At 59.9% G+C, this 25800-nt stretch carries 19 protein-coding genes and 2 pseudogenes; 5 read left to right on the top strand and 16 right to left on the bottom strand.

Translation table 11 applies throughout. The features are described 5' to 3' along the window. Positions 1–125 precede the first annotated feature (125 nt). A complete protein-coding gene (mapR, locus tag M5G20_RS03445) occupies positions 126–1535 on the top strand; it encodes a GntR family transcriptional regulator MpaR (RefSeq protein WP_273917908.1) in 1410 nt (469 codons plus the stop codon). A 27-nt stretch (positions 1536–1562) separates the two neighbouring features. On the opposite strand, the gene M5G20_RS03440 is transcribed toward mapR, so the two are convergent. The 7 genes from M5G20_RS03440 to tpx all read right to left on the bottom strand — a co-directional run bounded on the left by M5G20_RS03440 (position 1563) and on the right by tpx (position 14313). Then, entirely contained in the window at positions 1563–2309 is a 747-nt protein-coding gene (locus M5G20_RS03440) for an SDR family oxidoreductase (protein ID WP_273917907.1), read from the bottom strand. Positions 2310–2392: 83 nt separating this feature from the next. Beyond that, positions 2393–4474 (bottom strand): putative bifunctional diguanylate cyclase/phosphodiesterase, encoded by a 2082-nt coding sequence (locus M5G20_RS03435; protein ID WP_273917906.1) that lies wholly within the window; start codon positions 4472–4474, stop codon positions 2393–2395. A 171-nt stretch (positions 4475–4645) separates the two neighbouring features. After that, positions 4646–6118: an efflux transporter outer membrane subunit gene (locus M5G20_RS03430; protein ID WP_273917905.1), complete on the bottom strand. Its 1473-nt coding sequence runs from the start codon at positions 6116–6118 to the stop codon at positions 4646–4648. After that, the gene (locus tag M5G20_RS03425) at positions 6115–9222 is read right to left on the bottom strand and encodes an efflux RND transporter permease subunit (RefSeq protein WP_273917904.1); all 3108 of its coding nucleotides are present in this window, start codon (positions 9220–9222) and stop codon (positions 6115–6117) included. The genes M5G20_RS03430 and M5G20_RS03425 overlap by 4 nt, the downstream gene beginning before the upstream one ends. After that, on the bottom strand, positions 9219–12323 hold the full coding sequence (locus M5G20_RS03420; RefSeq protein ID WP_273917903.1) for an MdtB/MuxB family multidrug efflux RND transporter permease subunit: 3105 nt from the start codon (positions 12321–12323) through the stop codon (positions 9219–9221). Before M5G20_RS03420 ends, M5G20_RS03425 begins: the two co-directional genes overlap by 4 nt. Beyond that, positions 12320–13633 carry an MdtA/MuxA family multidrug efflux RND transporter periplasmic adaptor subunit gene (locus M5G20_RS03415; RefSeq protein ID WP_273917902.1) on the bottom strand — a complete coding sequence of 438 codons (1314 nt, stop codon included), beginning with the start codon at positions 13631–13633 and terminating at the stop codon, positions 12320–12322. Before M5G20_RS03415 ends, M5G20_RS03420 begins: the two co-directional genes overlap by 4 nt. A gap of 179 nt (positions 13634–13812) precedes the next feature. Then, positions 13813–14313 (bottom strand): thiol peroxidase, encoded by a 501-nt coding sequence (gene tpx, locus M5G20_RS03410; protein ID WP_075945110.1) that lies wholly within the window; start codon positions 14311–14313, stop codon positions 13813–13815. Positions 14314–14626: 313 nt separating this feature from the next. Here tpx and M5G20_RS03405 point away from each other — a divergent pair, with 313 nt between their 5' ends. Together M5G20_RS03405 and M5G20_RS30195 are read left to right on the top strand one after the other, a co-directional pair. Further along, positions 14627–15055: a YciI family protein gene (locus M5G20_RS03405; protein WP_273917901.1), complete on the top strand. Its 429-nt coding sequence runs from the start codon at positions 14627–14629 to the stop codon at positions 15053–15055. Positions 15056–15267: 212 nt separating this feature from the next. Continuing rightward, a pseudogene (locus tag M5G20_RS30195) lies at positions 15268–15339 on the top strand (DUF6124 family protein); the annotation flags it as partial. 41 nt (positions 15340–15380) lie between these two features. On the opposite strand, the gene M5G20_RS03400 reads toward M5G20_RS30195, so the two are convergent. From M5G20_RS03400 to M5G20_RS03390, 3 genes are all read right to left on the bottom strand, one after another. Beyond that, the gene (locus M5G20_RS03400) at positions 15381–16883 is read right to left on the bottom strand and encodes an S-type pyocin domain-containing protein (RefSeq protein ID WP_273917900.1); all 1503 of its coding nucleotides are present in this window, start codon (positions 16881–16883) and stop codon (positions 15381–15383) included. Between the two features lie 95 nt (positions 16884–16978). After that, positions 16979–17254 (bottom strand): bacteriocin immunity protein, encoded by a 276-nt coding sequence (locus M5G20_RS03395; RefSeq protein ID WP_150700588.1) that lies wholly within the window; start codon positions 17252–17254, stop codon positions 16979–16981. Beyond that, positions 17244–19805 carry an S-type pyocin domain-containing protein gene (locus M5G20_RS03390; protein WP_273917899.1) on the bottom strand — a complete coding sequence of 854 codons (2562 nt, stop codon included), beginning with the start codon at positions 19803–19805 and terminating at the stop codon, positions 17244–17246. Before M5G20_RS03390 ends, M5G20_RS03395 begins: the two co-directional genes overlap by 11 nt. Before the next feature lie 265 nt (positions 19806–20070). Between M5G20_RS03390 and M5G20_RS03385 the strand changes: the two are divergent. Beyond that, a pseudogene (locus M5G20_RS03385) lies at positions 20071–20328 on the top strand (hypothetical protein); the annotation flags it as partial. Between the two features lie 22 nt (positions 20329–20350). Next, positions 20351–21298 carry a SphA family protein gene (locus M5G20_RS03380; RefSeq protein ID WP_273917898.1) on the top strand — a complete coding sequence of 316 codons (948 nt, stop codon included), beginning with the start codon at positions 20351–20353 and terminating at the stop codon, positions 21296–21298. 78 nt (positions 21299–21376) lie between these two features. Here the strand turns inward: M5G20_RS03380 and M5G20_RS03375 are convergent, their stop codons facing one another. From M5G20_RS03375 to M5G20_RS03350, 6 genes are all read right to left on the bottom strand, one after another. Next, positions 21377–21871 carry a hypothetical protein gene (locus tag M5G20_RS03375; RefSeq protein WP_273917897.1) on the bottom strand — a complete coding sequence of 165 codons (495 nt, stop codon included), beginning with the start codon at positions 21869–21871 and terminating at the stop codon, positions 21377–21379. Between the two features lie 114 nt (positions 21872–21985). Beyond that, entirely contained in the window at positions 21986–22504 is a 519-nt protein-coding gene (locus M5G20_RS03370; protein WP_273917896.1) for a GNAT family N-acetyltransferase, read from the bottom strand. A 171-nt stretch (positions 22505–22675) separates the two neighbouring features. Further along, on the bottom strand, positions 22676–23653 hold the full coding sequence (locus M5G20_RS03365; RefSeq protein WP_273917895.1) for a LysR family transcriptional regulator: 978 nt from the start codon (positions 23651–23653) through the stop codon (positions 22676–22678). A gap of 59 nt (positions 23654–23712) precedes the next feature. After that, on the bottom strand, positions 23713–24672 hold the full coding sequence (locus M5G20_RS03360) for a peptidylprolyl isomerase (RefSeq protein ID WP_273917894.1): 960 nt from the start codon (positions 24670–24672) through the stop codon (positions 23713–23715). Continuing rightward, on the bottom strand, positions 24669–25148 hold the full coding sequence (locus M5G20_RS03355) for a YbjN domain-containing protein (protein ID WP_273917893.1): 480 nt from the start codon (positions 25146–25148) through the stop codon (positions 24669–24671). Before M5G20_RS03355 ends, M5G20_RS03360 begins: the two co-directional genes overlap by 4 nt. An 18-nt stretch (positions 25149–25166) precedes the next feature. Then, positions 25167–25796: a DNA repair protein gene (locus tag M5G20_RS03350; RefSeq protein ID WP_273917892.1), complete on the bottom strand. Its 630-nt coding sequence runs from the start codon at positions 25794–25796 to the stop codon at positions 25167–25169. Positions 25797–25800 lie beyond the last annotated feature (4 nt).

Raw genomic sequence — 25800 nt, 5'->3', positions numbered from 1 at the left:
CTTTGTGGCGAGGGAGCTTGCTCCCGCTGGGGGGCGAAGCGCCCCTGAAAAATTGGCGACTGCTGCGCAGCCGGGCGGGAGCAAGCTCCCTCGCCACAGTTAATCGATTCGATTGCGGGCTAACGATGAAACGCTACGAAAAATTCGCCGACGACATCGCTGAACTGATCCGCTCCGGCGTCCTGGGTCCCGGCCAGCGCGTTCCCTCGGTGCGCTACGCCAGCCAGACGTACGGCGTCAGCCCGTCCACGGTGTTTCAGGCCTATTACCTGCTTGAACGTCGTGGCCTGATTCGCGCCCGGCCGCGTTCCGGCTATTTCGTCAATGCCCATGCGCCGCGCCCGTTTTCCGAGCCGGTGATCAGCAGCCAGGTCAACGAGTCCACCGAAGTCGACGTCAGCGAACTGGTGTTCTCGGTCCTCGACTCGATTAAAGACCCCAACACCGTGCCCTTCGGCTCAGCGTTCCCCAGCCCGACCCTGTTTCCGCTGCAACGTCTGTCGCGTTCGCTGGCCAGTGCCAGCCGCGATATGGACCCGCGCATGGTGGTCACCGACATGTCACCGGGCAATCCACAGCTTCGGCGGCAGATAGCCCTGCGTTACATGGTCGGCGGACTGATGTTGCCCATGGAAGAATTGCTGATCACCAACGGAGCCCTCGAAGCGCTGAACCTGTGCCTGCAAGCGGTGACTCAACCCGGCGACCTGGTGGCCATCGAAGCCCCGGCGTTCTACGCCTGCCTGCAAATCCTGGAACGGCTGAAGCTCAAAGCCGTGGAAATCCCGGTGCATCCGCGCGACGGCATCGACCTCGGGGTGTTGGCGCAAACCCTGGAACGCCACCCGATCAAGGCCTGCTGGTGCATGACCAGCTTCCAGAACCCCATGGGCGCGACCATGCCCGAAGCGAAGAAACAGCAATTGGTGGAACTGCTGCGCAGCCATCAAGTGCCGCTGATCGAGGACGATGTCTACGCCGAGTTGTATTACGGGCAGCAGGCGCCGAAACCGGCCAAAGCGTTTGATACCGAAGGGCTGGTGATGCACTGCGGTTCCTTCGCCAAAAGCCTCGCCCCCGGTTACCGGATCGGTTGGGTCGCGGCCGGACGGTACGCGCAAAAGATCGAACGGCTGAAACTCATGACGTCGCTATGTGCATCGATGCCGGCCCAGGCCGCTATCGCCGACTATCTGCAACACGGTGGCTACGACCGGCATCTGCGCAAACTGCGTCATTCGCTGGAAGATCAGCAGAGCGCCATGCTCTCGGCCATCGCCCGCTATTTTCCGGCGCAGACCCGCGTCAGCCAACCGGCCGGTGGTTACTTTTTGTGGTTGGAACTGCCAGCGCAGATGGATTCATTGAAGTTGTTCCAGATGGCGTTGGCGCAGGGGATCAGCATCGCGCCGGGGCCGATTTTTTCACCGGCCCGGCGCTTCAGGAATTGCATTCGTTTGAATTACGGCAGCCCTTGGACCGAGGACTCGGAAAAGGCAATGGAAACGTTGGGGCGCATCGTCCGGTCGTTCTGAAAGGCTGCGTACTTTTAATGCCCGGCGCTAGCGCCCGCCACCGAGGTCAACAAAAGTCCCCGTCGCATACGACGCCTTGTCCGACAGCAACCAGACAATGGCCTCGGCCACTTCATCCGGCCGCCCGCCACGAGCCATGGGAATCGCCGATTCCAGCTTGCTGACGCGGTCCGGATCGCCGCTCAGGGCATGAAAATCGGTGTAGATGAAGCCGGGCCGCACCGCGTTGACGCGAATCCCTTCACCGGCCACTTCCTTCGACAGGCCGATGGTGAAGGTGTCGAGCGCGCCCTTGGATGCCGCGTAGTCGACGTATTCATTGGGCGAGCCCAGGCGGGCCGCGACCGAGGATACATTGACGATGCTGCCGCCCTGCCCGCCGTGTTTGGGGGACATGCGCAGGATGGCGTGCTTGGCGCACAGCACCGGGGCCAGGACGTTGGTCTTGAGGATTTTCAGGATGCGGAATTCGGACATTTCGTCGACCCGGGACTTTTGCCCCACGGTGCCGGCGTTGTTCACCAGCGCCGTGACCCGGCCGAGTTCGGCGTCCACTCGATTGAACAACGCAATCACTTCGTCTTCGATGCTGACATCGGCGCGAACGGCAATGGCTTGGGCGCCGAGGGCTCGAACCTGCTCCAGCACGCTTTGCGCGGCTTGCTCATCGGCCAGGTAGTTGATGCAGATCCGATAACCTTGTTCGGCGGCCAACAGGGCGGTGGCGGCACCGATACCGCGACTGCCACCAGTGATGACGATGACTTTATCCATGCAAGCTTTCCCCAATTCAAGCGTAAGCGTCGAGGGGAAGAATAACTGTCCTTGGCGGTTTTTGCATGGACCTGTGCCACCGGTCAGGCGGTTTCCAGTTGTTCGGCGCGGTGGATTTCCAGCATGAAGCGTTCTGCCGGTAACGGATGGCCGAGCAGATAGCCTTGCAGCGAATCACAACCGAGCTGGGTCAGGAAGTCCTGCTGCACACCGGTTTCCACACCTTCGGCGACGATGCGCAAGCCCAACGCCTGACCGAGGGCGACAATCGCCGAGACGATCGCCGCGTCATCGCTGTCGCGCTCCAGATCACGCACAAACCCGCGGTCGATCTTCAGCTCGTTGGCCGGCAGTCGCTTGAGGTACATCAGGCTCGAATAGCCGGTACCAAAGTCGTCGATGGACAGGTCGACGCCCATGTCCGACAGCTCCTGCAATACCGTCATGCTCGCGTCGGCATCGCTCATGGCGGTGGTTTCGGTGATTTCCAGGGTCAGGCTGTTGGCCGGTAAATGGTGCGTGGCCAACGCCTTGGCAACGCTTTGCACCAGCCCGGCATGGCAGAACTGCAACGCGGAAAGGTTCACCGCGATACGCCAGTCGGTGTAACCCAGCACGTACCATTCGCGCATCTGGCGGCAGGCTTCGTTGAGCACCCATTCGCCAATAGGAATGATCAGCCCGGTTTTCTCCGCGAGCTCGATGAACTTGTCCGGCAGCAACATGCCCTGGGTCGGGTGCTCCCAGCGCAACAGCGCTTCGGCACCGACGGGACGGCCGTTGTTGGCATCGAACTTGGGTTGGTAATGCAGACTGAATTGTTGATGTTCCACGGCATTACGCAGGTCTTGCAACAGTTGCAGCTGCTTGCGCGCGTTGCTGTTCATCGATGCGTCGAAAAAGCTGTAACCGTTTTTGCCCGCGCCCTTGGCGTGGTACATCGCCGCGTCGGCATTCATCAGCAATTCATGGGCGCTCTGGCCATTGCCCGGATACAGGGCGATGCCCACGCTGGCGGAGATCTGCAAGTCATGTTCAGCGACGCGGAAAGCCCGGGCGATCAGGCTGACCTGCCGTGCCGCCAGCCCCATCGCGTCATTGGGTTCACTCAGTTGCACCAGCAATACAAACTCATCGCCACCGATCCGCGCCAGCGTGTCCTGGTTGCGCAAGTCTTCGCGCAAGCGCAGGCTGACTTCACGCAACAACTGGTCACCCATATGGTGGCCGAACGCATCGTTGACCGGTTTGAAGCCGTCCAGATCGATGAACATCAGGGCAAAACACCCCCCCTCGCCGTCCACCCGCGACATGGCCTGATCGATACGGTCGGCCAGCAGCACCCGGTTCGGCAGACCGGTCAGGGTGTCGTGCAAAGCCAGTTGGGTCAGCTCACGATTGGCCTCGGTCAAGGACTTCGCCAGGCCGGCGGTGCGGGCTTCCAGGCGTGCATCGAGGATCGAGGTCAGCAAGGCGATGCTCAGCACCGCCAGGGTGGTGATCAGTACGAGGTTGTCCAGACCATTGCCGTTCAGGCCACTGGTGGCCGCGCCACAGAAGCTGCCATCGGCAAATTGCGCCGCCGCCATGCCGGTGTAATGCATGCCGACGATGGCGATCCCCATGATCACCGACGCCCCGCCACGAATCAGCCGCACGTAAGGCGTGTGCTGACGCAAGTTGAAGGCGATCCACAACGCCGCACCGGACGCACCGACCGCGATGAACAGCGAGGTACTGAACAGCGTCGGGTCGTAGTCGATTCCCGGCTGCATGCGCATGGCGGCCATGCCGGTGTAGTGCATGGCACTGATCCCGGCTCCCATGACCAACGCACCGAAGCCCAGTTGCCACAGCGGTAATTGCGGCTGACTGACCAGCCACAGGGCGAAGCCGCTGGAAAGAATGCCGATCAGCAGCGAGAGCAAGGTAATGGCGATGTCGTAGCCCAGATCGATGGGCAACTTGAAGGCGAGCATGCCGATGAAGTGCATCGACCAGATGCCCACGCCCATGGCAAACGCGCCACCCGCAGTCCATAGATGCACGGCACGCCCCCTGGCCGTGGCAATACGGCCGGTCAGGTCGAGGGCGGTGTAAGAGGCGAGGATCGCCACACACAACGAGATGATGACCAGCGTGGGGGAATAGCTACCGATGAGCATGGAGAATTCTCAGAATCACCGCCGTATCGCTTCCATTCTCGGGGGCGCAAAACTGGCGATTGTACTGATTCCAAATGAGAACGCACTCACAAAATGAGCAAAACGCCATCAAGGCGATGAAACGCTTGTTTGATTTATCGAAGACGCTCTAAAACGGTGGGTTCGGCCCCCTTACGGATCCTGCAACTGACCGTCCCAACCACCGCCCAGCGCGGCAATCAACTGCACGCTGGCGATCAAGCGGCTCTGCATCAAATCCAGGGTGCTGCGCTCATTGCTCAATGCCGCCGCTTGAACCACCACGACGTCGAGATACGCGATGACACCGGCCTTGTACTGATTCTGGGTCAAGCGCAGCGACTCGCGCGCGGCATCGAGCGCCTGTTGCCGCACCACGGCCTCGTCCTGCAATACCTTGAGCTGCACCAGGTAGTTTTCCACCTCGCGAAAGCCATCGAGCACGGTCTGGCGGTACTTGGCCACGGTCTCGTCGTAGGCCGCTTCACTGCGGTCCACTTCGGCCGAGCGTTGCCCGCCATCGAACAAGGTCATGGCCAGTTGCGGCCCCACCGACCAGAATCGGTTCGGTACGCTGAACAGGTCTTTGGATGTGCTACTGCTGTACCCGCCGTTCAAGCTCAGGGTCAGGTCCGGGTAGTACGCGGCCTTGGCCACGCCGATGTTGGCATTGGCGGCGATTACCGAGCGCTCCGCCGAAGCAATGTCCGGTCGCCGTTCCAGCAATTGCGAAGGCAGGCTCAACGGCACCTCGGGCAATACCGGAATGTTCCTGGTCTCTGCCAGGCTGAACTCCGCCGGCGGCAAGCCGATCAGCACGGCAATGGCGTTTTCGAACTGGGCGCGCTGCCAGATCAGGTCGACCATGTCCGCTTCGGTACCCTTGAGCTGCGTCTGCGCCTGGGCCACCGCGTCCTTGCCGGACACACCGGCACGGTATTGGTTTTCGGTCATTTTCAGGGAACGTCGATACGCCTCGACCGTCGCCTCCAACAGCCGCTTTTGCTCATCGATCACCCGCAATTGCAGGTAGTTCTGCACCAATTCCGACTGCTGGCTCAAGCGCATCGCCGCCAGATCGGCAAAACTGGCCTGGGCATTCGCGGTGTCGGCTTCAAGACCCCGGCGCAGTTTGCCCCAGACGTCCGCTTCCCAACTGACTCCGGCCTGAGCCGTGTAGGTGTCACGAATACCGCTGGACGAACTGGTCAGGCTGGAACTGCTGCTGCCTGTGCCCTGGCTGGAGCGGTTTTTGCCCAGGGTCAGGTCCACCGTGGGGAAAAACACGCCCCGGGCACTGCGCACCAGCGCCTGGGCCTGACGGTACTGGGCTTCGGACTGGGCGACGGTCTGGTTGGCACTGTTGAGCTTCTCGATCAGGCCATTGAGTTGCTGATCGCCGTACAGCTCCCACCACGCACCGCGGGCCAGGGAGTCGCTTGGACTGGCCTGACGCCAACCCGCCGCTTCCTTGTACTGCGCAGGTTCCGCCGTTTGCGGGCGCTGGTAATCCGGGCCGATGGCGCAGGCGCTGAGCAGAGCTGCGCACAGCGACAGGCTCAACAACCGCGAGCCTCGGGCAGTGATCAGCGGTGTAGCCAGGTTGAACAGCGAACGGTCAGTCATAGCGGAGTTTCCAAAGCAGCATCGGTACGCACCCCGCGCCAGCGGTTGAAGCGATGGCGCAGTTTGTCGAGATAGAGGTAAACCACCGGGGTGGTGTAAAGGGTCAGCACCTGGCTGAAGATCAGCCCGCCAATGATGGTCAGGCCCAGCGGCTGGCGCATTTCTGCCCCTTCGGCGCGACTCAACAGCAACGGCAACGCGCCAAGGATCGCCGCCAGGGTCGTCATCAGGATCGGCCGCAAACGTTGCAAACAGGCGTTGCGAATCGACTCCAGTGGCGCCATGCCCTGATGACGCTCCAGTTGCAGTGCGAGGTCGATCATCAGAATCGCGTTTTTCTTCACCACGCCGATCAGCAGGAACAGCCCCAACAGCGAAATCAGGCTGAACTCGCCCCCCAGCGCGTAGATCGACAACAACGCGCCGACCCCCGCCGATGGCAACGTGGACAGAATCGTCAGCGGGTGGATATAGCTTTCATACAGCACGCCCAGTACCAGATACACCGCCATCAGCGCACCCAGGATCATCCACGGCTGGCTCTTCTGGGTGGCGGCAAAGGCATCGGCGGTACCGGCCATTTTCGCGATGACGTCTTCCGGCAGGCCCACCGAGGCAATGGCCCGCTCGATGGCGGCACTGCCCTGCTCCACGGTCACGCCTTCGGCCATGTCGAAGGAGATGCTTTCCGAGGCGAACTGGCCCTCGTGGCTGACCCGATCGTCTTCCAGGCTGTTTTCGTAATGGGCGATGGTCGATAGCGGGATCCGTGCGCCATCGGCGGTAATCACTTGAACCTGCTTGAGGGTGATCGGGTCCTGGGCGTATTTCGGATTGACCTCCATCACCACCTGATACTGGTTGAGGCTGTCGTAGATGGTCGAAATCTGCCGCTGGCTGTAGGCGTTGTTCAGCACCGCGGTGACCATGTCCATGTCCACACCCAGGCGCTTGGCCTGGTCGCGGTCAACGATCAACGTCACTTGCTGCGCACCCCGGCCTTCGCGGGCGTCAATTGCAGTCAGTTCCGGCAACGCCTTGAGCGCGGTGACGACTTTCGGATACCACTCGCGCAGTGAGCCGAGGTCGCCACTTTGCAGAATGTAGGAAAACTGTGACGTCGTTTGCTCGCGGCCGCCGCCGAACTGCAGGTCCTGGTCAGCCATCAGCATCAGTTGCGCACCGGCGACCTTGGGCATTTCCTTGCGCAGGCGTTCAATGACCTTTTGCGCGGAAATACCGCGGTCCTTGATCGGTTTGAGGCGCACCAGCATGAAGGCGTTGTTGGTGCCGTTGGTGCCGCCGATGAAGCCGGCCACGCTTTCAACCGCTTCGTCCTTGAGCACAGCGCGGCGGAAAATTTCCATTTTCGGCTGCATCACGGTGAACGAAAGTCCATCGTCACCGCGCACGAAACCGATCAGCTGGCCGGTATCCTGCTGCGGAAGAAACGTTTTGGGAACAACAACATACAGCGCAATATTCACACCGATTGTCACCAACAGGCTGAGCAACGTCAGGCGCTTGTGGCGCAGTACCCAATCAAGACTCGTCGCGTATTTACCGACCATCCACTCGTTGGTCCGCTGGCTCCAGCGTTGCAGGCGGTTTTCCTGGCCCGGCGTATGCGGCTTCAACCAGCGCGCGCAGAGCATCGGGGTCAAGGTCAGGGAAACGATCAGCGACACCACGATGGACGCTGCCAACGTGATGGAAAACTCGCGGAACAGGCTTTCGATGATCCCGCCCATGAACAGGATCGACAGGAACACCGCCACCAGCGACACGTTCATCGACAGCAAGGTAAAGCCGACTTCCTGCGCGCCCAGATACGCCGCTTTCATGGGGCGCATGCCCGCGTCGATGTGCCGGGAGATGTTCTCCAGCACCACGATGGCATCGTCCACCACCAACCCGGTGGCCAGAATCAGCGCCATCAGCGACAGGTTGTTCAGGGAAAACCCGTACAGGTACATCACCGCAAAAGTGCCGACCAGCGACACCGGCACCGCCAGTGTCGGAATCAGCGAGGCGCGGAAGTTACCGAGGAACAGGAACACCACCATAATCACCAGGGCCACGGCGATCAGCAGGGTCATTTCCGCTTCGTGCAAGGTGGCCTTGATCACCGGCGAACGGTCCATGGCCAGGTTCAGTTTGACGCTGGCCGGCAGCACCGCTTGCAGCGCCGGCAATTGGGCCTTGATCTCGTTGACCGTCTCGATGATGTTGGCACCGGCCTGACGGTTGATCACCAGCAGCACCGCCGCGTCATTGTTGAAGAACCCGCTGTTGTAACGGTCCTCGACACCGTCGCTGACCTTGGCCACATCCTTCAGGCGCAGGGCCGCGCCGTCCGCGTAGTGGATGATCAGCGATTCGTAATCCTTGGCTTTCTCCAGCTGGTCGTTGGCCTGCACCTGCCAGAGGCGCTGGCCATCTTCCACCGAGCCCTTGGGCCGGCGCACGTTGGCATTGGCGATGGTTTTGCGCACGTCGTCCAGGGCCACGCCGTACTGGTTCAGCGCCTGGGGTTCGAGTTCGATCCGCACTGCCGGCAGAGAGCTGCCGCCGATCTGCACTTCGCCGACACCCTGCACCTGGGACAGGCTCTGGGACAGGATGGTCGAAGCCAGGTCATACAACTGGCCCTTTTCAAGAACGTCCGAGGTCAGCGACAGCACCATGATCGGTGCCTGGGACGGGTTGACCTTCTTGTACGTCGGCATGCTGCGCATACCGCTGGGCAACAGGTTACGCGAAGCGTTGATCGCCGCTTGCACCTCCCGCGCCGCGCCATTGATGTCGCGGTCCAGGTCGAACTGCAGGATCACCCGCGTCGAGCCCTGGCTGGAGCGACTGCTCATGGTGTTGACCCCGGCGATGGCGCCGAAGGAGCGCTCCAGCGGCGTGGCCACGGTCGACGCCATCACCTCCGGACTGGCACCGGGCAGGCTGGCCTGCACCACAATCACCGGGAAGTCCATTTGCGGCAACGGCGACACCGGCAGCAAGCCAAAGCTCACACCGCCCAGCAGCATGATCGCCAGGCTGAGCAACATGGTTGCGACCGGGCGTTTGATGAAAGGACCGGAGAGGTTCATGGCTGCTCTACCGCTTCCACCGGCTCAGGCTTGCGGCCCCAGCGCCGACCGAGACGGTCGAAATACAGGTAGATCACCGGGGTGGTGAACAGCGTCAGCACCTGGCTCAGCAACAGTCCGCCCACCATGACCAGGCCCAGCGGCTGGCGCAGTTCCGCGCCGGAACCGGTGGCCAGCATCAACGGCACGGCACCGAACAGCGCCGCCAGTGTGGTCATCAGGATCGGCCGGAAACGCAGCAGCGCCGCCTGATAAATCGCCGTTTGCGGGTCCATGCCCTGATTGCGCTCGGCATCGAGGGCGAAGTCGATCATCATGATCGCGTTCTTCTTGACGATACCAATCAGCAGAATGATGCCGATGATCGCGATCATCCCCAGGTCATTGCCGCTCAGGATCAGCGCCAGCAAGGCGCCGACCGCCGCCGAGGGCAAGGTCGAGAGAATGGTGATCGGGTGGATGTAGCTCTCATAGAGCACGCCCAACACGATGTACATGGTCACCACCGCCGCCAGGATCAGCAGCAGAGTGCTCGACAGCGAAGCCTGGAACGCCTCGGCCGCGCCCTGGAACTGGGTCTGCACACCAATCGGCATGCCGATGTCCTTTTGCACCTGCTCGATGATCTCCACCGCATGCCCCAGCGCCACGCCGGGCGCGAGGTTGAACGACATCATCACCGCGGGGAACTGACCGATGTGGGTAATCGCCAGTTGCGCCTGGCGCTCCTCGATACGCGCCAGGCTGGACAAGCGCACCTGCCCGCCATCGGTGGTCTTGACGTGGATCTGGTCCAGCGCCTGCGGGCCGATTTTCTCGCCGGATTGCGATTGCAGCACCACGCGATACTGGCTGGCCTGGGTGTAGATCGTGGAAATCTGCCGCTGACCAAAAGCGTCATACAGCGCGTCGGTGATGTTCGACACCGACACCCCGAGCCGCGACGCCGCATCACGGTCGATCACCAGATAGACCTGCAATCCCTTGTCCTGCAAATCGCTGGCGACGTCGGTCAGTTCTGGCTGTTGTGCCAGAGCCTCGACCAGACGCCCGCTCCACAGGCTGAGCAATTCGGAGTCCGGAGACGACATGCTGAACTGGTACTGCGTGCGGCTGACCCGGTCCTCGATGGTCAGGTCTTGTACCGGCTGCATGAACAGACGGATACCGACCAGCTTGTCGAGTTCAGGCTGCAACCGCGCGATCACCTCGGTCGCGCTCAGGTCTCGGTCGCCATGGGCCTTGAGGTTGATCAGCAAGCGGCCGCTGTTGAGTGTCGAGTTGTCACCATCGACACCAATGTAGGACGACAGGCTCTCGACCGCCGGATCGGCGAGGATGACCTTGGCCAGTTCTTGCTGACGCTCACTCATTGCCGCAAAGGAAATGGACTGCGGCGCCTCGGAAATGCCCTGGATCACTCCGGTGTCCTGCACCGAGAAAAAGCCCTTGGGCACCACCATGTACAAGAACACCGTCAATGCCAATGTGCCGATCGCCACCATCAGCGTCAGCGGCTGGTGCTTGAGCACCCACTGCAACTGGCGTCCGTACGCTGCGATCATCCAGTCGATCACGGCGCCGCTGGCCCGGTAGAAACGGCCCTGCTCCTCTTCCTTGGGCTCGCGCTTGAGCAGTCGCGCGCACATCATCGGCGTCAGGGTCAGGGACACCACCAGCGAAATCAGGATCGCCACCGCCAGGGTAATGGCAAATTCACGGAACAGGCGCCCTACCACATCGGCCATGAACAACAGCGGAATCAGTACGGCGATCAGCGACAGGGTCAGGGAAATCAGGGTGAAACCGATCTGCTTGGCACCCTTGAGCGCCGCATTCAGCGGGCTGTCGCCCTCTTCGATAAACCGGGAAATGTTCTCCAGCATGACGATTGCGTCGTCCACCACAAAACCGGTGGCGATGGTCAGGGCCATCAGGGTCAGGTTATTGACCGAGAACCCCGCCAGATACATCACGCCGAAGGTGCCGATCAGCGACAGCGGCACGGCCACCGACGGAATGATCGTCGCGCTGGCCCGACGCAGGAACAGGAACGTGACCATGACCACCAGCGCAATGGCGATCAGCAGCTCGTGTTGCACGTCCTTGACCGAGGCGCGAATGGTCTGGGTGCGGTCTGTGAGTACCACCACATCGAGGCCGGCCGGAAGGTTGTCGGTGATGCTCGGCAGCAAGGCCTTGATCCGGTCGACCACTTCGATGACGTTGGCACCGGGCTGACGCTGGATGTTCAACAGCACGGCCTGGTTTTCGTTGGCCCACGCGGCCAGGCGCTCGTTTTCGGCGCCGTCGACGATTTCTGCCACATCCTTGAGGCGCAGCGGCGCGCCGTTGGCGTAGGCCAGGATCAGGTTGGCGTAATCCTTGGGCGAGGTCAGCTGATCGTTGGCATCGAGCATCGACACCCGGGTCGGGCCGTCGAAGTTACCTTTGGGCTGGTTAACGTTGGAAGCCGCAATCAACGTACGCACGTCCGACAGGTTCAGACCGTTGGCCGCCAGTGCCTCGGGATTGACCTTGATCCGCACGGCCTGACGCTGGCCACCGGCAATGCTGACCATGCCGACGCCGCTGATCTGGGCAATCTTTTGTGCCATGCGGGTGTCGACCAGGTCATTGAGCTTGGGCAGCAGCATGGTCTTTGAAGTGATGGCCAGGGTCAGTACCGGCGTGTCGGCCGGGTTGACCTTGTTGTACACCGGCGGTGCCGGCAGGTCCGTGGGCAGCAGATTGGTGGCCGCATTGATTGCCGCCTGCACCTGCTGCTCGGCCACGTCCATGTTGATATCGAGGCTGAAGCGCAGGGTCAGCACCGACGCCCCGCCGGAACTGGTGGAAGCCATTTGCGTCAGCCCGGGCATTTGCCCGAATTGTCGTTCAAGCGGTGCGGTCACGGCGCTGGTCATGACATCCGGGCTGGCGCCGGGATACAGCGTCATGACGCGAATGGTCGGGTAATCGACCTGAGGCAAGGCCGACACGGGTAGCAACCGATAAGCGATCACGCCAGCCAGGATAATGGCCAGCATGCTCAAGGTCGTCGCTACCGGACGAAGGATGAACAGCCGCGAGAGATTCATGCGCCGCCCTTTTTCGCCTTGTCGGCGGGTGCCGGTTCAGGGGTGGCCGCGGATTTGCCCTGTAGATGGCCAGCCGGGTTGGTCGGCACTTGCTGGGGATCGTTGACCACTTCCACGTCGCTGCCATCTTTCAAACGGTCAGTGCCTTCCAGCACGACACGATCACCGGCGGCCAGGCCTTCGGTGACCACGGTGTTTTCACCGTCGCTGGCACCGATTTTCAGTTGGCGGATCTTGACCTTCTTGTCGCCGTCCAGGGCGTAGACGAACGTGCCGTTGGTGCCGAACTGAATCGCGGCGGACGGTGCGAGTACTACGCCTTTGAGTGTGTCGGCCAGCAGGCGCACATTGACGAACTGGTTGGGAAACAGTGCCTGGTCGCGGTTGTCGTAACGGGCCTTGAACTTCAGGGTGCCGGTGGTGACATCAATCTGGTTGTCCAGGCTCTGCAGCACGCCCGTGGCCTGCAGTTTGGTATCGCTGCGGTCCCAGGCTTCTGCCGGCAGCCTGGCCCCGCTGCGATAGCGTGCCAGCACGACGTCCAGGCTGTTTTCCGGCAAGGTGAAGGCCACGCTGATCGGTTGCGTCTGGGTAATGATCGCCAGCGCGGTGGTGTCGTTGGCGGCCACCAGGTTACCGACGTCGAGTTGGCGCAGGCCGACACGTCCGGCAATAGGCGCGCGGATGCGGGTGAATTCGAGATTGAGCTTGGCGTCGTTGACCTCCGCCTGATTGGTCTTGACCGTGCCCTGGTACTGACCGACCAGTGCTTCGGCGGTGTCCAGGGTCTGCTTTGCGATGCTGTCTTCGCGGTACAGGCCGCGATAGCGCTCGACGTCGGCCTGGGCGTTCTTCAGTTGCGCCTGATTCTGCAGCAACGTGCCTTGGGCCTGGAGCAAGGCGTTCTGGTACGGACGCGGATCGATCTCTGCCAGCAGATCGCCCGCCTTGACCATCTGCCCTTCCTCGAAATGGATCTTGACCAGTTCACCGCCCACGCGGCTGCGCACATTGATGGTATTGAGCGCGGTGACCGTGCCCAGCGCCTTGTAATACAGCGGGAAGTCTCCGGTGACCGCCGGCGCCACACGCACCGGAACCGGCCCGGAAGCGCCACCGAAACCCGGACGCATACCGCCCGACCGGCCCGTCTGCCCGGCCACGGCTTTGTGCCCCGCACCCTCTTTGGGCGCAGCACTGCCGGGCCAGAATTTCCAGCACAGGCCAGCGATGACCAGCAGGACTAGCAGGCCGAACAGCCAGCGACGAGGACTACGGGAAGCGGAGGATTGCATTGAGTGATCAACCATTGGGCGCGTGGGCTTGTTTTACATGAGGCTGAAAGATAAGCACTGGCGGGTCTTAAGCAAAGCGCCTTTACCGGCAATTTACCTTCGGCTTACGTAACAGGAGATTTATCCAAGACACTGAAACACAAATGAAAACGGCCTGGACAGGGCCAGGCCGTTAACAATTGTAATGATGCTATTTATTTCAGAACAGCAAGGGCCGCTTCGTAATTCGGCTCTTCAGCGATTTCCTTGACCAGCTCGCTGTGCAGCACGTTGTCGTTCTCGTCCAGTACCACCACGGCACGGGCAGTCAGGCCTTTCAGTGGGCCATCAGCAATGGCTACGCCGTAGTTCTCGATGAACTCGGCACCGCGCAGGGTCGACAGGTTCTGGACGTTTTCCAGGCCTTCGGCGCCGCAGAAACGCGCCTGGGCGAACGGCAGGTCAGCGGAAATGCACAACACCACGGTGTTGCTGATGTCGTTGGCCTGGGCGTTGAACTTGCGCACGGAGGTGGCGCAGGTCGGGGTGTCAACGCTTGGGAAGATGTTCAGCACTTTGCGCTTGCCGGCAAAGTCTTTCAGGGTGACGTCGGACAGATTGCCGGCAACCAGGGAAAAGGCTGGCGCCTTGGAACCGGCTTGAGGCAGTTGGCCGTTGACTTGAACCGGATTGCCTTTAAGAGTGACTTGAGCCATGAACGGAGTCCTTCTGAACGTTGTGGTGGAGAATTTTGACGAGGCCGAAGTTAACCACGAAATTGTCCGTCGACCTACCCCGGAAACAAATCTTGCGAACACCGCCAACCCCTGTAGGAGCGAGCCTGCTCGCGATAGCGACTAATCGGTCACCGCGTTGGAAAATGTACTACAGCTTTCGCGAGCAGGTTCGCCTACAGCGACTCCATCTGACCTACGATTCTGTTGAGCATTAAAAATCGTAGCCGTGCTGTCGATTCAGGCTGGCGTCATTCGACTAGAGCCGAATCCCACAATCCAGCGGAGATAAACCATGCGTTTCATGATCATTATAAAAGCCAGCCCGGACTCCGAAGCCGGCATCATGCCCAGCACCGAACTGCTGACCGCCATGGGCAATTACAACGAAGAACTGGCCAAGGCCGGCATCCTGCTCGCCGGGGAAGGCTTGCAGCCAAGCAGCAAAGGCGCCCGTGTGCGCTTCGCCGGCGATAAACGCACCGTCACCGACGGCCCCTTCGCCGAAACCAAGGAACTGATCGCCGGTTTCTGGCTGTGGCAAGTGAAGTCCAAAGAAGAAGCCATCGAATGGGTCAAGCGTTGCCCCAACCCGATGCCGGGCACCGAGGCCGAGATTGAAATCCGACAGGTGTTCGAAATGGAAGACTTCGGTGAAGAGCTGACACCGGAGTTGCGCGAGCAGGAAGAGCGGGCGTTTGGCAAGGGAAGAAGCCTTGACTGACCACTCAAAGACAACTGTGGCGAGGGAGCTTGCTGCTGCTTGATTGCGCAGCAGTTGTCAATCAAGTCATTGCAGTGTCCCTGATACAGGCCAGTGGCAGGTATCAGGGCCGCTTCGCAGCCCAGCGGGAGCAAGCTCCCTCGCCACAAAAAACATCGCCACCCGGCTACCCCTCGGAACGCCAGACCGATCGGTATATGCAGGGTTCGTAGAGCACCACCCTGCTGGGAATTCAGCAATCAATCATGCTGGAAGAGCTGGCTGTCAATCGGGTGCTGGACAGTCGCCTTTACCCAAGCCTCATCAAGCACTTGGAGCTCAAGCTTCAAACCGGATACTCATGGCGACTTCTGAACATGACGTATAGCGGCTCAATACCGGAGTCTGCCGGGAACACGACGATGTAATCGTCGAACGATGGGCCTTCAGCTTCCGGCGTAATCGACTCAAGTGTCGGCACTGGTGACGAATAAACAAAACCCAGCCGACGAGGTTCGACTACCGCTGGAGAAATACTCGCATCCTGTAGACCCGGAGCCGTCCAATGAATAGTGAGAGGCCCGGCGTCATCGACCGTTAAAACAAACGAATGCGGGAGCAGTCCACGCCGCGCAGCCCTGACCCGGACCCTGTCTGCCAAAGGGCTCTTTGGCGTCGAGGTGAGGTAGACCTGCGACAGCGTCTGGACTTCACGCAACCCTTTGAACATTGTGCCGGGTTTGGCCGGAACCACTGCGCTATACAACCTGAAAGGCACTTCGATCTCAGCCCTGGTTGCCGCGAGGGTGTGCCAATCCCGTCCTTCGAGCGGAACAAGTTCGATCAATGGAACGCTTACGCCATAAACCTGGGTGTCTGCACGACTGGAAAACTCGAATTGCAGCACAGCAGCACGTTCACGTCGGCCTGATGATTCGCCGGAATTATTTCTCCAGGTGAATTCCGCAACAGCCGAGCGAATGGCGTTTTTCAGGTCAACTTGTTGCGATGCAAACAACGGCGCCGCCCCATTCTCCAGCAAGACATCACAGCGTCTGGCAAGAAAGTCCGTTGACGCTGTGACGATGTGTGCGGCTTGAGCCGGACCTGCGCCCTCCAGCGTGCGTGCACGGATCAATTGCTCCTGCAGACTCTTCAGCAGTACTTCGGCTTCATCATGCAACACACGATGGCGCTGGTTGATGGCTACGAGACTTGCAGTGTAACGGTCCGAGGTTTCGTTTATCTGGTGAGCAATACTTTGCCATTGCGCTTGCTCCGACCGCGCAAAAGACAGGTTACTTTGCGCACTGGCTCTGGCGAACTCTATTCGCATCTTATGAAACTCAAACCTGTTCACGGCCATTAATGCTGCATGTTGAGCCTGTTCCAAAACGCTGATGCTGGATTCCTGCGCAGGGATTGGTTGAAGGACGATCTGCGATTGCTGAATAGCCTGCGCATAAATGTCAAATGCCGCTTGAATCGCTTGCTCCGATGCGGACACATCTGCGGCTATTGCCTGCACCTGCGCAAGGTTTCGGGCAACGGGACTCGTCGGTACCGAAGGGCGCCGCGCGGGTGGAACCGCTTCGGGTTTGAACGCTGCGACACCCTGTTTCTGATGCCAGGTCTGCACGTGATGGACAACCAGATAAGCGTCATTCCATTCAAACCGGTCGTCCGGATAGAAGAGCAAGTCAGCGCCTTTTGGATGCCCGGCTATCCGGTCGAAATGATTGATCAGCCGGTCATGCTCTTGCTTGGGTAGATCAACGGCCCATATTTTGTCGACCAGTGTCTGAAATTCCGATGCGGTGTATTCCTTGAGTGATGCTTTAAGTTCCATCCTTGGTAATTCCTTGCTTTTCTTAAGCGAGTTGCCGAAGACGATGGCACCTGCTCGATTACAAGCAAACACCATCGGTTATTGGAAAGAGTTAGTTATTCTGGCTTGAAGCCGGGCTTGTTATTGGCGGCGCGCCATTCTTTGACTTCCTTCAGGATACCTTCCGGACTGTCCTCCTGGCCCTCCTTTGGATAGAAGATGACGTCTGAACGGCCTGGGTGTTCAGTGATCAATTCAAAGTGCGCAAGCAGTCGATCAAGATATACCTCTAGATCTCTACCACTTAATCCTTCTGGATAATCATCAAACCTCCTCAGAAAGTCTAGAAACTCGGCCTCGGTATAATCCTCTAACTTCGCTTTAAAAATCATGACTTCTTCTCTCCTTATGTAGCTGTATGTGACGACTGGGCGTCATGATTGAAATATTGTCAATTCCATACACATCGCCCCCTGCCGCAACCTCAACATCGTGGTGAAGCTCAAATGCTTTACGCCCGCCAACTTGGTCTAAAACCCAAGAGTACGGAGACATGCCCTCGCGCATTCTGCGCAGGTTGCTTCCAGAGAATTGCTGTCGCAAACTTTTATCCGCCGCCACCGCCTTCCAAAACGCCTCCCTGAATCGATGGAAATTGGCAAATTCCTTCCCTCTTAATTGATCTGCAATGTGCGAAGGAATCGGCGCCCCGCCCACTCGCGCAGCCTCACCTAACCATACCCCTGAAACCACCTGCCCAATCCCGGTCGCAACACCCGGATCATCCCGTCGATCACGAAACAGTGCATCCGGCGAAGGCAGTTCCATATCCCCCGGATACCCGGGAATACTCGCACCAATCTGCCCTTCATCAATAGCCGGAAACGTCTCGTTTGGTGGTAGGACGGGGATGGCCGGGCTGCCGGGATAAATCAACGGATCGGTCGGTGTGATCGGCGATGTCGTCGAACCAACCTGTTCACTACCCGGCGGCACCAAGGGCGTCCATGTGCTGGCAGGCGGAATCGGCCACGGTACAACCGCGGGTACGACCCCGATCCAACCCTCGGCACTGTTCGGCACCTTGATACTGATTTGGTCGAGGTCGAAGGGGTCGGACCAGAATTGCGACCGTTCCTGATATCGCAGTTCGAACTCCCGGCTTTCACCGACCCACGTGCTTTTCGGCGCATAGGGAGCGAAACCTCGTTCGATGCGTTTTTTGTTCAGCTCATCGAACGACGATACAAGCTGGCGATGCTCTCCAAGCGTTTGCCAAAGTGCTTCGTCGAAGGCTCCGAACGAATTGAACTCCCGCCCCCGGAACTGCTCCCCGATTTGCGCCGGGACGGCAGCACCCACAGGCTGAGCTGCAGTGCTCCACCAGTCTTGCGTGGCCTGCTGACCGGAGCCGGTGACGACTCCCGCCCCCATGGGTGGAACGCCGAAAGACAGATAGATCGGCTCCAGACCAGGCACGCAGACGATGCAGTCCTGAATGCGCCAATCCACACCGTCCGGTATCTCTTGAATCTGTGGTTGGGTAACGGCCAAGGGAGTCTGGCTGAAGACCTGCGCTTGAGGCGCAGTGCCTGGCATGAACTCCACATATCTGGCTGGGGAGCCGGGAATTTCAGCGATGTATGCACCGGTTAACGGGTCCAGCGATGCATTTACCACGGGTACCCAGGAATCAATATCGCCTCCGGTCCTGGCGGCAATGATTGCAGTGCCCTCGTCTATGGCTAATGGCTTGAGCCGATACTCCGCTTGCGCCGAACCGCCTGCGTCGGCGATTATTTGCAACTCCACACTGTCATGAAGCTCGAGCGCGTGCGCCGGAACGGCAACAGCATGGGACAAGCGACTTCGCTGCTCGGGGGTTAACTCTCCGTTACCCAGTTCGGAGGGATAGGCCATTCCTGCGACGAATATCGCCAATTGACCCACAGTGAGCGTACCCGCTACTTCGGCCAACAAAACCACCGATCGGGATACAGCGATTGCCAGTGCATCCCCCGCGCCGGCAACCCACGTCCTGCCGGCGACGGCAAGCGCTGACATACCGGTCATCGACTGCCTGACCGGAAAACGACAGGTATTGGCCTGCTTCACTCGCTCTATGCGCGTATCTGCATCGGCCTGCCGCTTGAAACGAACACGCGCATCGCGTTGCTCAGCGTACTGGCGCTGCCTTTCCCATTCAGCAAGCCTTACAACCCACTCGGCGTGTTCACTGGTCAGCGCACTGTATTTATCGTTTAGAACATTGATCTGTGCCGACAACAGTCTGGCTTCGTGGGCTGCGCTATAAGCGCTTTCCCAAATCTGGTGACCGCTTGCAAGCGCATCGCCGAACTGTTCCAGACGAGCCATGTAATCGGTTGCTGTTCGCAAGAGCGGATCATGTCCATCGAACGAGTGTGCAATCCTGTTTTTTTCATTGAGTTGTGCAGTCTTTCGGGCTCTCAGCCCGTCAATTTCGCTTTTGGTTTTATTGATGGAATAAAGCTGCCAGGGCTCACCCGAAACACCAACGTCTGGTGGTTTACGTACCGCCGAAACTTCATGTTCAAGTGACTGCGTGAGCTGTTCGGACCTGACGGCGAAGGTTCGGTCGCACTCAGTCTTAAAGGCACCTTGACGCTGTGCCAACCCGGCGAGCAATTGCTGCCGCGTCTGGATACGGGCCATTTCCAAATCTTGCCGAGCTTTTGCCGCGGCTTGCGCCTTGTCCCTTTCCTCTTTTTCCTTACGCTCCCGATTGGCCTGTTTCCTGAGGGCTATGGTCTTTGCACTAGGGCCACCGAAATTGCCCGAAGCACCGACGCGATTACCTCCGCCACCACCATGTCCTCCACCCGAACCACCGCCAGAAGCTGGTGGCCCGGACTTGATCACTACGTCGCCTGTTGATCCATCATTTAACGTGCTTGGTGCCATACAGTCTCTCCTTGTCTGTAGGGCACAGCATGTCGATTGGATGAAGCTCAGGTGCGGTACATATTTATAGACGTGAGATTTTTAGCGCACAAAACAACGAGGTTTTGCACACAAACCCAAGTAATTAATCGCTTCGGCTGGATAAACGGAGGTTAACTGCTAGCGTCAACCAGACGTGTCCTACAGCCTTGATAGCAAAGAGATTACGTCGTAACGGCCAGCAAGTGCCGAGTTAAGCAATGAGCCACCAGGGAACCGGGGAATCATGTCGAACACATTGGGGAAGCGCGCCTTTCTACTGATGACGTTGCTTGTGCCTTGGAGTTTCGCGAGCGCGGATGACGCCGAGACGGCCAACAAAAGCAACAACCCATTGAACATTGCACCGGGGATGAGTCTGCAGGACTACTGCACCCTGAAATTCTACGATTCCAATATCCATACCGATGACCTGTTGGTGTGCGGCACGCTGCCGATTGCGCCGAACGATTTCATTGGTGTCCCACAGTTGATCGGGCCCACCTTCGAAAAATAAGGGCTTTTCCATGCACATTGCCATTCGCACTACCGGTTTGTGTTTGATGACAATATTCGGCAGTAGCCCCCTTGTGCTGGCAGCAGAAGGGGGCGTTGGCCGGCCAATCACCGGGCAACAAGTGTTTTCCAATGCCGGGATCGTGCCGCCGGAACCGGGCTGGGTGATGTCCCTGACCAGCATCTGGTATGACGGTGATCTAAAGGGCAACTCACAGATACCGATAGGCGGCGCCATCAGTAGCGATCTGGACATGAAAGTCTCCTACACCATGGCCAACTTCACCCATGTCTGGGACACCGGCAAAGGTCGCTGGAACTACGCCTCGGCCATCGGCGTGCCGGTGCAACACACCGATGTCAGCGCGAGCATCACGGGTCCCCGTGGCCGCACCCTGGGCACCGAGGACAAGGCCACACAGTTCGCCGACATGCTGGTGACGCCGATTGCCGCCGGGTATCACTTCGACGAGGTCAACCACATCTCGTTCTCGCTGCCGATCTACGTGCCCAGTGGCGCCTACAACGTCGACCGTCTGGCCAACGCCGGGCAGAACACTTACACCTTTATGCCCACCGTCGCCTTCACTCATCTCGACGGCAAAGGCGGTGAGTTCACCCTTGACACCGGGCTGGAGTTCTACACGGAGAACGATGAGACGGATTACCAGAACGGCGACATCTTCACCCTCGATTTGCTATGGACCCGCGGTTTCGGAAATGGCTGGGCGGCCGGCATGGCGGCAGGTTACATCCAGCAGATCAATGATGACTCCGGGGCGGGCGCAACCAGCGGCTTTCGCGGGCGTTCAGTCGGTGCCGGCCCGGCGATCGGCTGGACCGGCAAGTTCGCCGATGCCCAGGCCAACTTCAGTCTGCGCTGGGTGCCGGAGTTCGACACCAAGAACCGGCCTGAAGGCAACGGCGTCGCCGCCAACATGACCCTGGCGTTTTTCTAGGAGCAACCATGACCTCAAGGACAAGAACGCCACCGTCGAAATCGATACCTGTGCTCGCTGCCACAGGGGGGCCGGTGTTTAGCTGCGATCGCGGGGTATCAGGCTCTGCAGTTGTTGCGCAAGGAAATTGGCATCGAACGCGAAAGTGTCCGGGTCTTTCAGGCCATTGGTCTTGCGCCACTGCCAACAGGTGGCGGGCGGCAGGCACACCAGCGACACGCTGCCAACCCGCGCTGCGGTAAAGCCCATCACCGCCACGGAAATCTGCCCGCCAACGCCCATCACATCCGGCACAAATTCCACCGGTTTGCCGGCAATGACAATGGACAGCTTTTCAGTCTTGAACGGCGATGTCTCGACCGGCAAGCTCGGCCCTGACACGACATACGGTTCGCGGCTAACCTCCAACAAATGCGGTGTCTGCACCGGCTCCAGCCACTGCTGGATCTGGTCGAAAAGTTCACCGATGCGCTTCGCCCATTCGGCCGATTGCGATTCGAACAACTGCTTCTTGTGCGCTTCGCTTTCTGCGTAGTGACGAAGCATCTCGCCCAGTTGCTGTACGTCGTCCATTGCGCTGTTCCTATGATTGAAGCCGTGTTGCGGACCTTGAGCATGGCAGATGCGCGTTGCCGACGTACGACTAAAAGCGTGAACGGTGCAGGCATTCGTCCCGGGGCGAGTGTGTCAACCGGTCTTGGGGCGCCGCAGACGCGCCATGCTCAAGGTATCGACCCAGGCACCGTCGCGCACCGCGTAGTCGCGCAGCAGCCCTTCGGTTTCGAAACCGAACTTGCGATACAGCCCGATGGCGGCTTCGTTGTCGGCAAATACCGAAAGCTCGACCCGGTGCAGGTTCATCCAGTTGTCGGCGATATCCAAGGCTGCCGACAGCAGTTTCGAACCGACGCCCTTCCCCTGCCAGGCGCGCGCGACGCCCATGCCAAAGCTGCCTGCATGGCTACGACGAATACGTGAGAACTGTTCCAGGGTAATACTGCCGATCACGGCGCCTTGATGCAGCGCCACCAGTTGCATCACCCGCTCGTTGTCCAACACCAGTCGTTTGCGCCAGATATCACTGGAAGGAAACGGCAACTGCAGCGTTTGACGGGCAACCACGGGCTCGCGGTAAAGCGCAGTAATGCCTTCGATATGAGACTCGTTGAGGCGTTCGAGGGTAATGACAGGTTCGGTGGTGGGCATGGGTGAATCATCCTTGAGGCAGACATGGCCACTCACTCTATAACGCAAACCTCGAGAATGGCGAGCACCCCTGTAGGAGCGAGCTTGCTCGCGAAGCGATGTAACAGTCGACGACGATGTTGACTGACCAGGCGCTATCGCGAGCAGGCTCGCTCCTACCTGTGGAACGGGTCAGTCCTGGAACCAATCCCGTCGTTCTTCGAAAGTGCTGAGGATCAATTCGACCAGCCTCTGTACCTGCGCCTCGTCCTGGGACTGGTCATTCACCGCCAGCCATACCTGGCGTTGCATCGGCTGGTTGAACAACCCCGGTAACGCGATCAGGCCACGGTCATAACGGCTCATGTAGCCGGGCAGCAGGCCGATGCAGGCGCTGCAGCGGATCATCTCCAGCATCAGTTCATAGGAATGCAACCGCACCACCCCCGCCAGACGCTGTTCCACCAGCGCATTCCACGGACGCAAGCTGTCCACCTGCCGTTCATGCTGCCATTGCACCAGCAGGAAATCGGCGAGGTCATCGAGCTTTTCCGGGCGGGCCGTCACCCGCGAATAGCGTTTGGCGATGTGCGGCTGGTAGTCCAGGCACGCCAGGCGGTGCGGTTGTGTGGTGGCAAACGTTGGGCCTGGCGTCGGTGACTCGGTGCCGAGCCACAGCACCACGTCAGCGCTCATCGCTTGTAATGAGAGATCGCTGTCCAGCGAGATGATCTCCAGGCGCACGCTGGCGTTGCGTCGCAACAGCGAAACCAGATCACGCCCGAGGATGTCATGCAGGAGGGTTTGCGCGACGGCCAGCCGAATCAGCGGTTGTTCGATCACCGGCAAGCTGCGCTCGTGCGCCAGGGCAAGCAACTGGACGTGCAGTTGATGGCCTTCGCGACTGAGTGTCAGTGAGCTGTCCTTGAACTTGAACAACGTCCGCTGCAGTTGTTCTTCCAGTTGGGCCAGATGCTTGCGCAGGATCGTCGGCCGGACATTGAGGCTGCGGGCAGCCTGCATGAAACAACCGCAGCGGGCGCTGACCAGAAAATACTGCGCGACCTCGGTGTCGATCCCGGCTGCAAGGGCCAGCCAGGAATCTGATTTGTCATCCGGGGAGCGGTAATCGGCGAAGCGCTGAGACCCTGTTGATTCGGTGAATGACATCGATGACTCCCTGTCGTTTTTTGTTGGTGTACGGCGCTGCCTCGCGAGCAGGCTCGCGCCTACAGTTGTTCGGGTTTTGCCTCCAGGATTTTGTTGAGTTCGGCGCCGTCGATACTCAGCGTTGCCGTGTTGAGCATGCCTTCCAGATAGGCCTTGGCAATTTGCTCCTGGCGTTGGGCGCGCAGGGCCTGGGTCAACCGCTCACGCAGTTCGTCCAGGGTCGCCACCCGCGACGGTTGCTGCTCGGTCAACTTGATCACATGGAAGCCCATCGCACTTTGCACCGGCTCGGACACTGCACCGACCTTGAGCCGGGACACCACGCCGCGCACTTCCGGTACCAGTTGTGCCAACGGTTGCAGGCCCGTGTCACCACCGCGTTCGGCACTGTCACGATCCTGCGAGAACTGGCCCGCCAGTGCAGCGAACTCCGCCGGGGTTGCCTGGGCCTTGCGGCTCAATTCCTGGGCTTGCTTGCGCACGCTATCAAGGCTCTGTGGATCGCTCACCCCAAGGAAAATCTGACTGACCCGGAACAGCGCCGGTGTCATCCACTGCGCCTTGCCCGCGTCATAGGCTTGCTGCAACTCAGCGGCGCTGGGGTAATCCGCCGGCACCTGGCTGACCGATTGCAGGTAGTTGCGAAAGACGATTTGCTCGGTGGCAGCGCGGGTTTGTTGTTCAACTTCCGGACGCTGACGCCAGCCCTGGGCATCGGCCTGTTCGAGGACGGCTTTCTCGGCCAGGCGCGAGCGAATCCAGCTCTCCAGCGTCGCGCGATTGCCGCGCAACTGGTCCCGGGATTCGGCGGGCAAGGACGCCAACAACGCCTTGAGTTCGTCGCTGTCCACCTGTTGATTGCCCAACCGCGCCACCGCCGGCTCCGTCGATGCAACCGCCAATGACTTGACCGGCTGCGGTGCTGCGACCGGGTCGTTGCCCGTTCGCACACCTAACGCAACGGCCACCACCAATACCGCCAGCGCCCCCGCGCTGGCCACTACCGTACGTTTTTTCACTGGGCAGCCACCTCGTGTTCCGCGGTTTCGCCAGGTTCAGCCTGGGCCTGCATCTGCGCGGCGTTCTGGCTGTAGTCGCGCAGGTAAATGATGAATTCCTGCAGCAGGCGATCCCACAGTTCCAGATTGCCGCGCAGGTAATCGGCACTGACACCGGCGGCCACCACCACGTCCATCTCCATCACCAGGAACTCGCCCTGCACCGACAACCGGGCAAAGCGGCGCGAGGCATTCCACAGTTCTGCCAGGCCGGCCGGCAATTCGCCCTGGACGCGCAAGGCACAACTGAAGGTGAAATCGACATAGCTGCCCTGCTCGCCGGCCGGGTTACCGAAACGCACGGCGTAACCGATTCCCTGGCTGGCGCTGAGCAGTTGCACGATGCCGTTCTGATCGGTCTGGTTGACGCGATAGCCGGCGGCTTGCAGCACTTCGGTGAGCGATTGTGGCGATACGTGAGCGATCAATTGAGTCATGTGAGTTCTTCCGTGTTGTCAGTGAGTGATCGCAGCCTGGGGCGCGTCGAATTGGGTCTTGTAGAGTTCGTCGCCAAAGCCTTGGGCCAGTTCTTCGAACTTGACCCGGGCCGTGCCGGCAAACGGTTGGCGTATCTTCATCACTTCGGCGACGTCGATTTTTTCGTAGGCCGTGAGGATGTCCTTGGCCACGCCATACATCTGTTGATTCTTGACCGAACATTGCTGCACTTGTGTGTCACGTTCCGCCAATTGCATTTCCAGCCTGGCCCGTTCGGCTTCTTTGCCCCGGGCCATGACCAACAGTTCGTCGTAAGCCTTCTTGAACTTGCCGATCTGCTCGTTGCTCGCCGCCATCTGCGCCTGGGCCTGACTTTGCAAGGTGTCCTGCTGGCTCGCCAGTTGCTCCGCCGCACCTTTGTATTTGGCCAACTCGGCCGTCAATTGCTTGATCTGCGCCTGAGCCGCCTTGGTTTCGGCTTGCGCTGCAACCTGTGCAGCACTGGCCTGGGCCTGCTGGCTTTGCAAGGCCTGCAACTGTTGGGTGGTGCTGCGCAGTTGCGTGCGCAAGCGTTCCTCCATGCCTTCGGCGCTCGCCCCTTGGGCCACCAGCGCGCCCAGGGCAAACAACAGGATTTTCGTGTTCATGAAG

Source organism: Pseudomonas sp. TNT2022 ID1044, from assembly GCF_028656895.1.
Taxonomy (GTDB): Bacteria; Pseudomonadota; Gammaproteobacteria; order Pseudomonadales; family Pseudomonadaceae; genus Aquipseudomonas; species Aquipseudomonas reinekei.
This window is presented reverse-complemented; position numbering and strand designations above follow the sequence as displayed.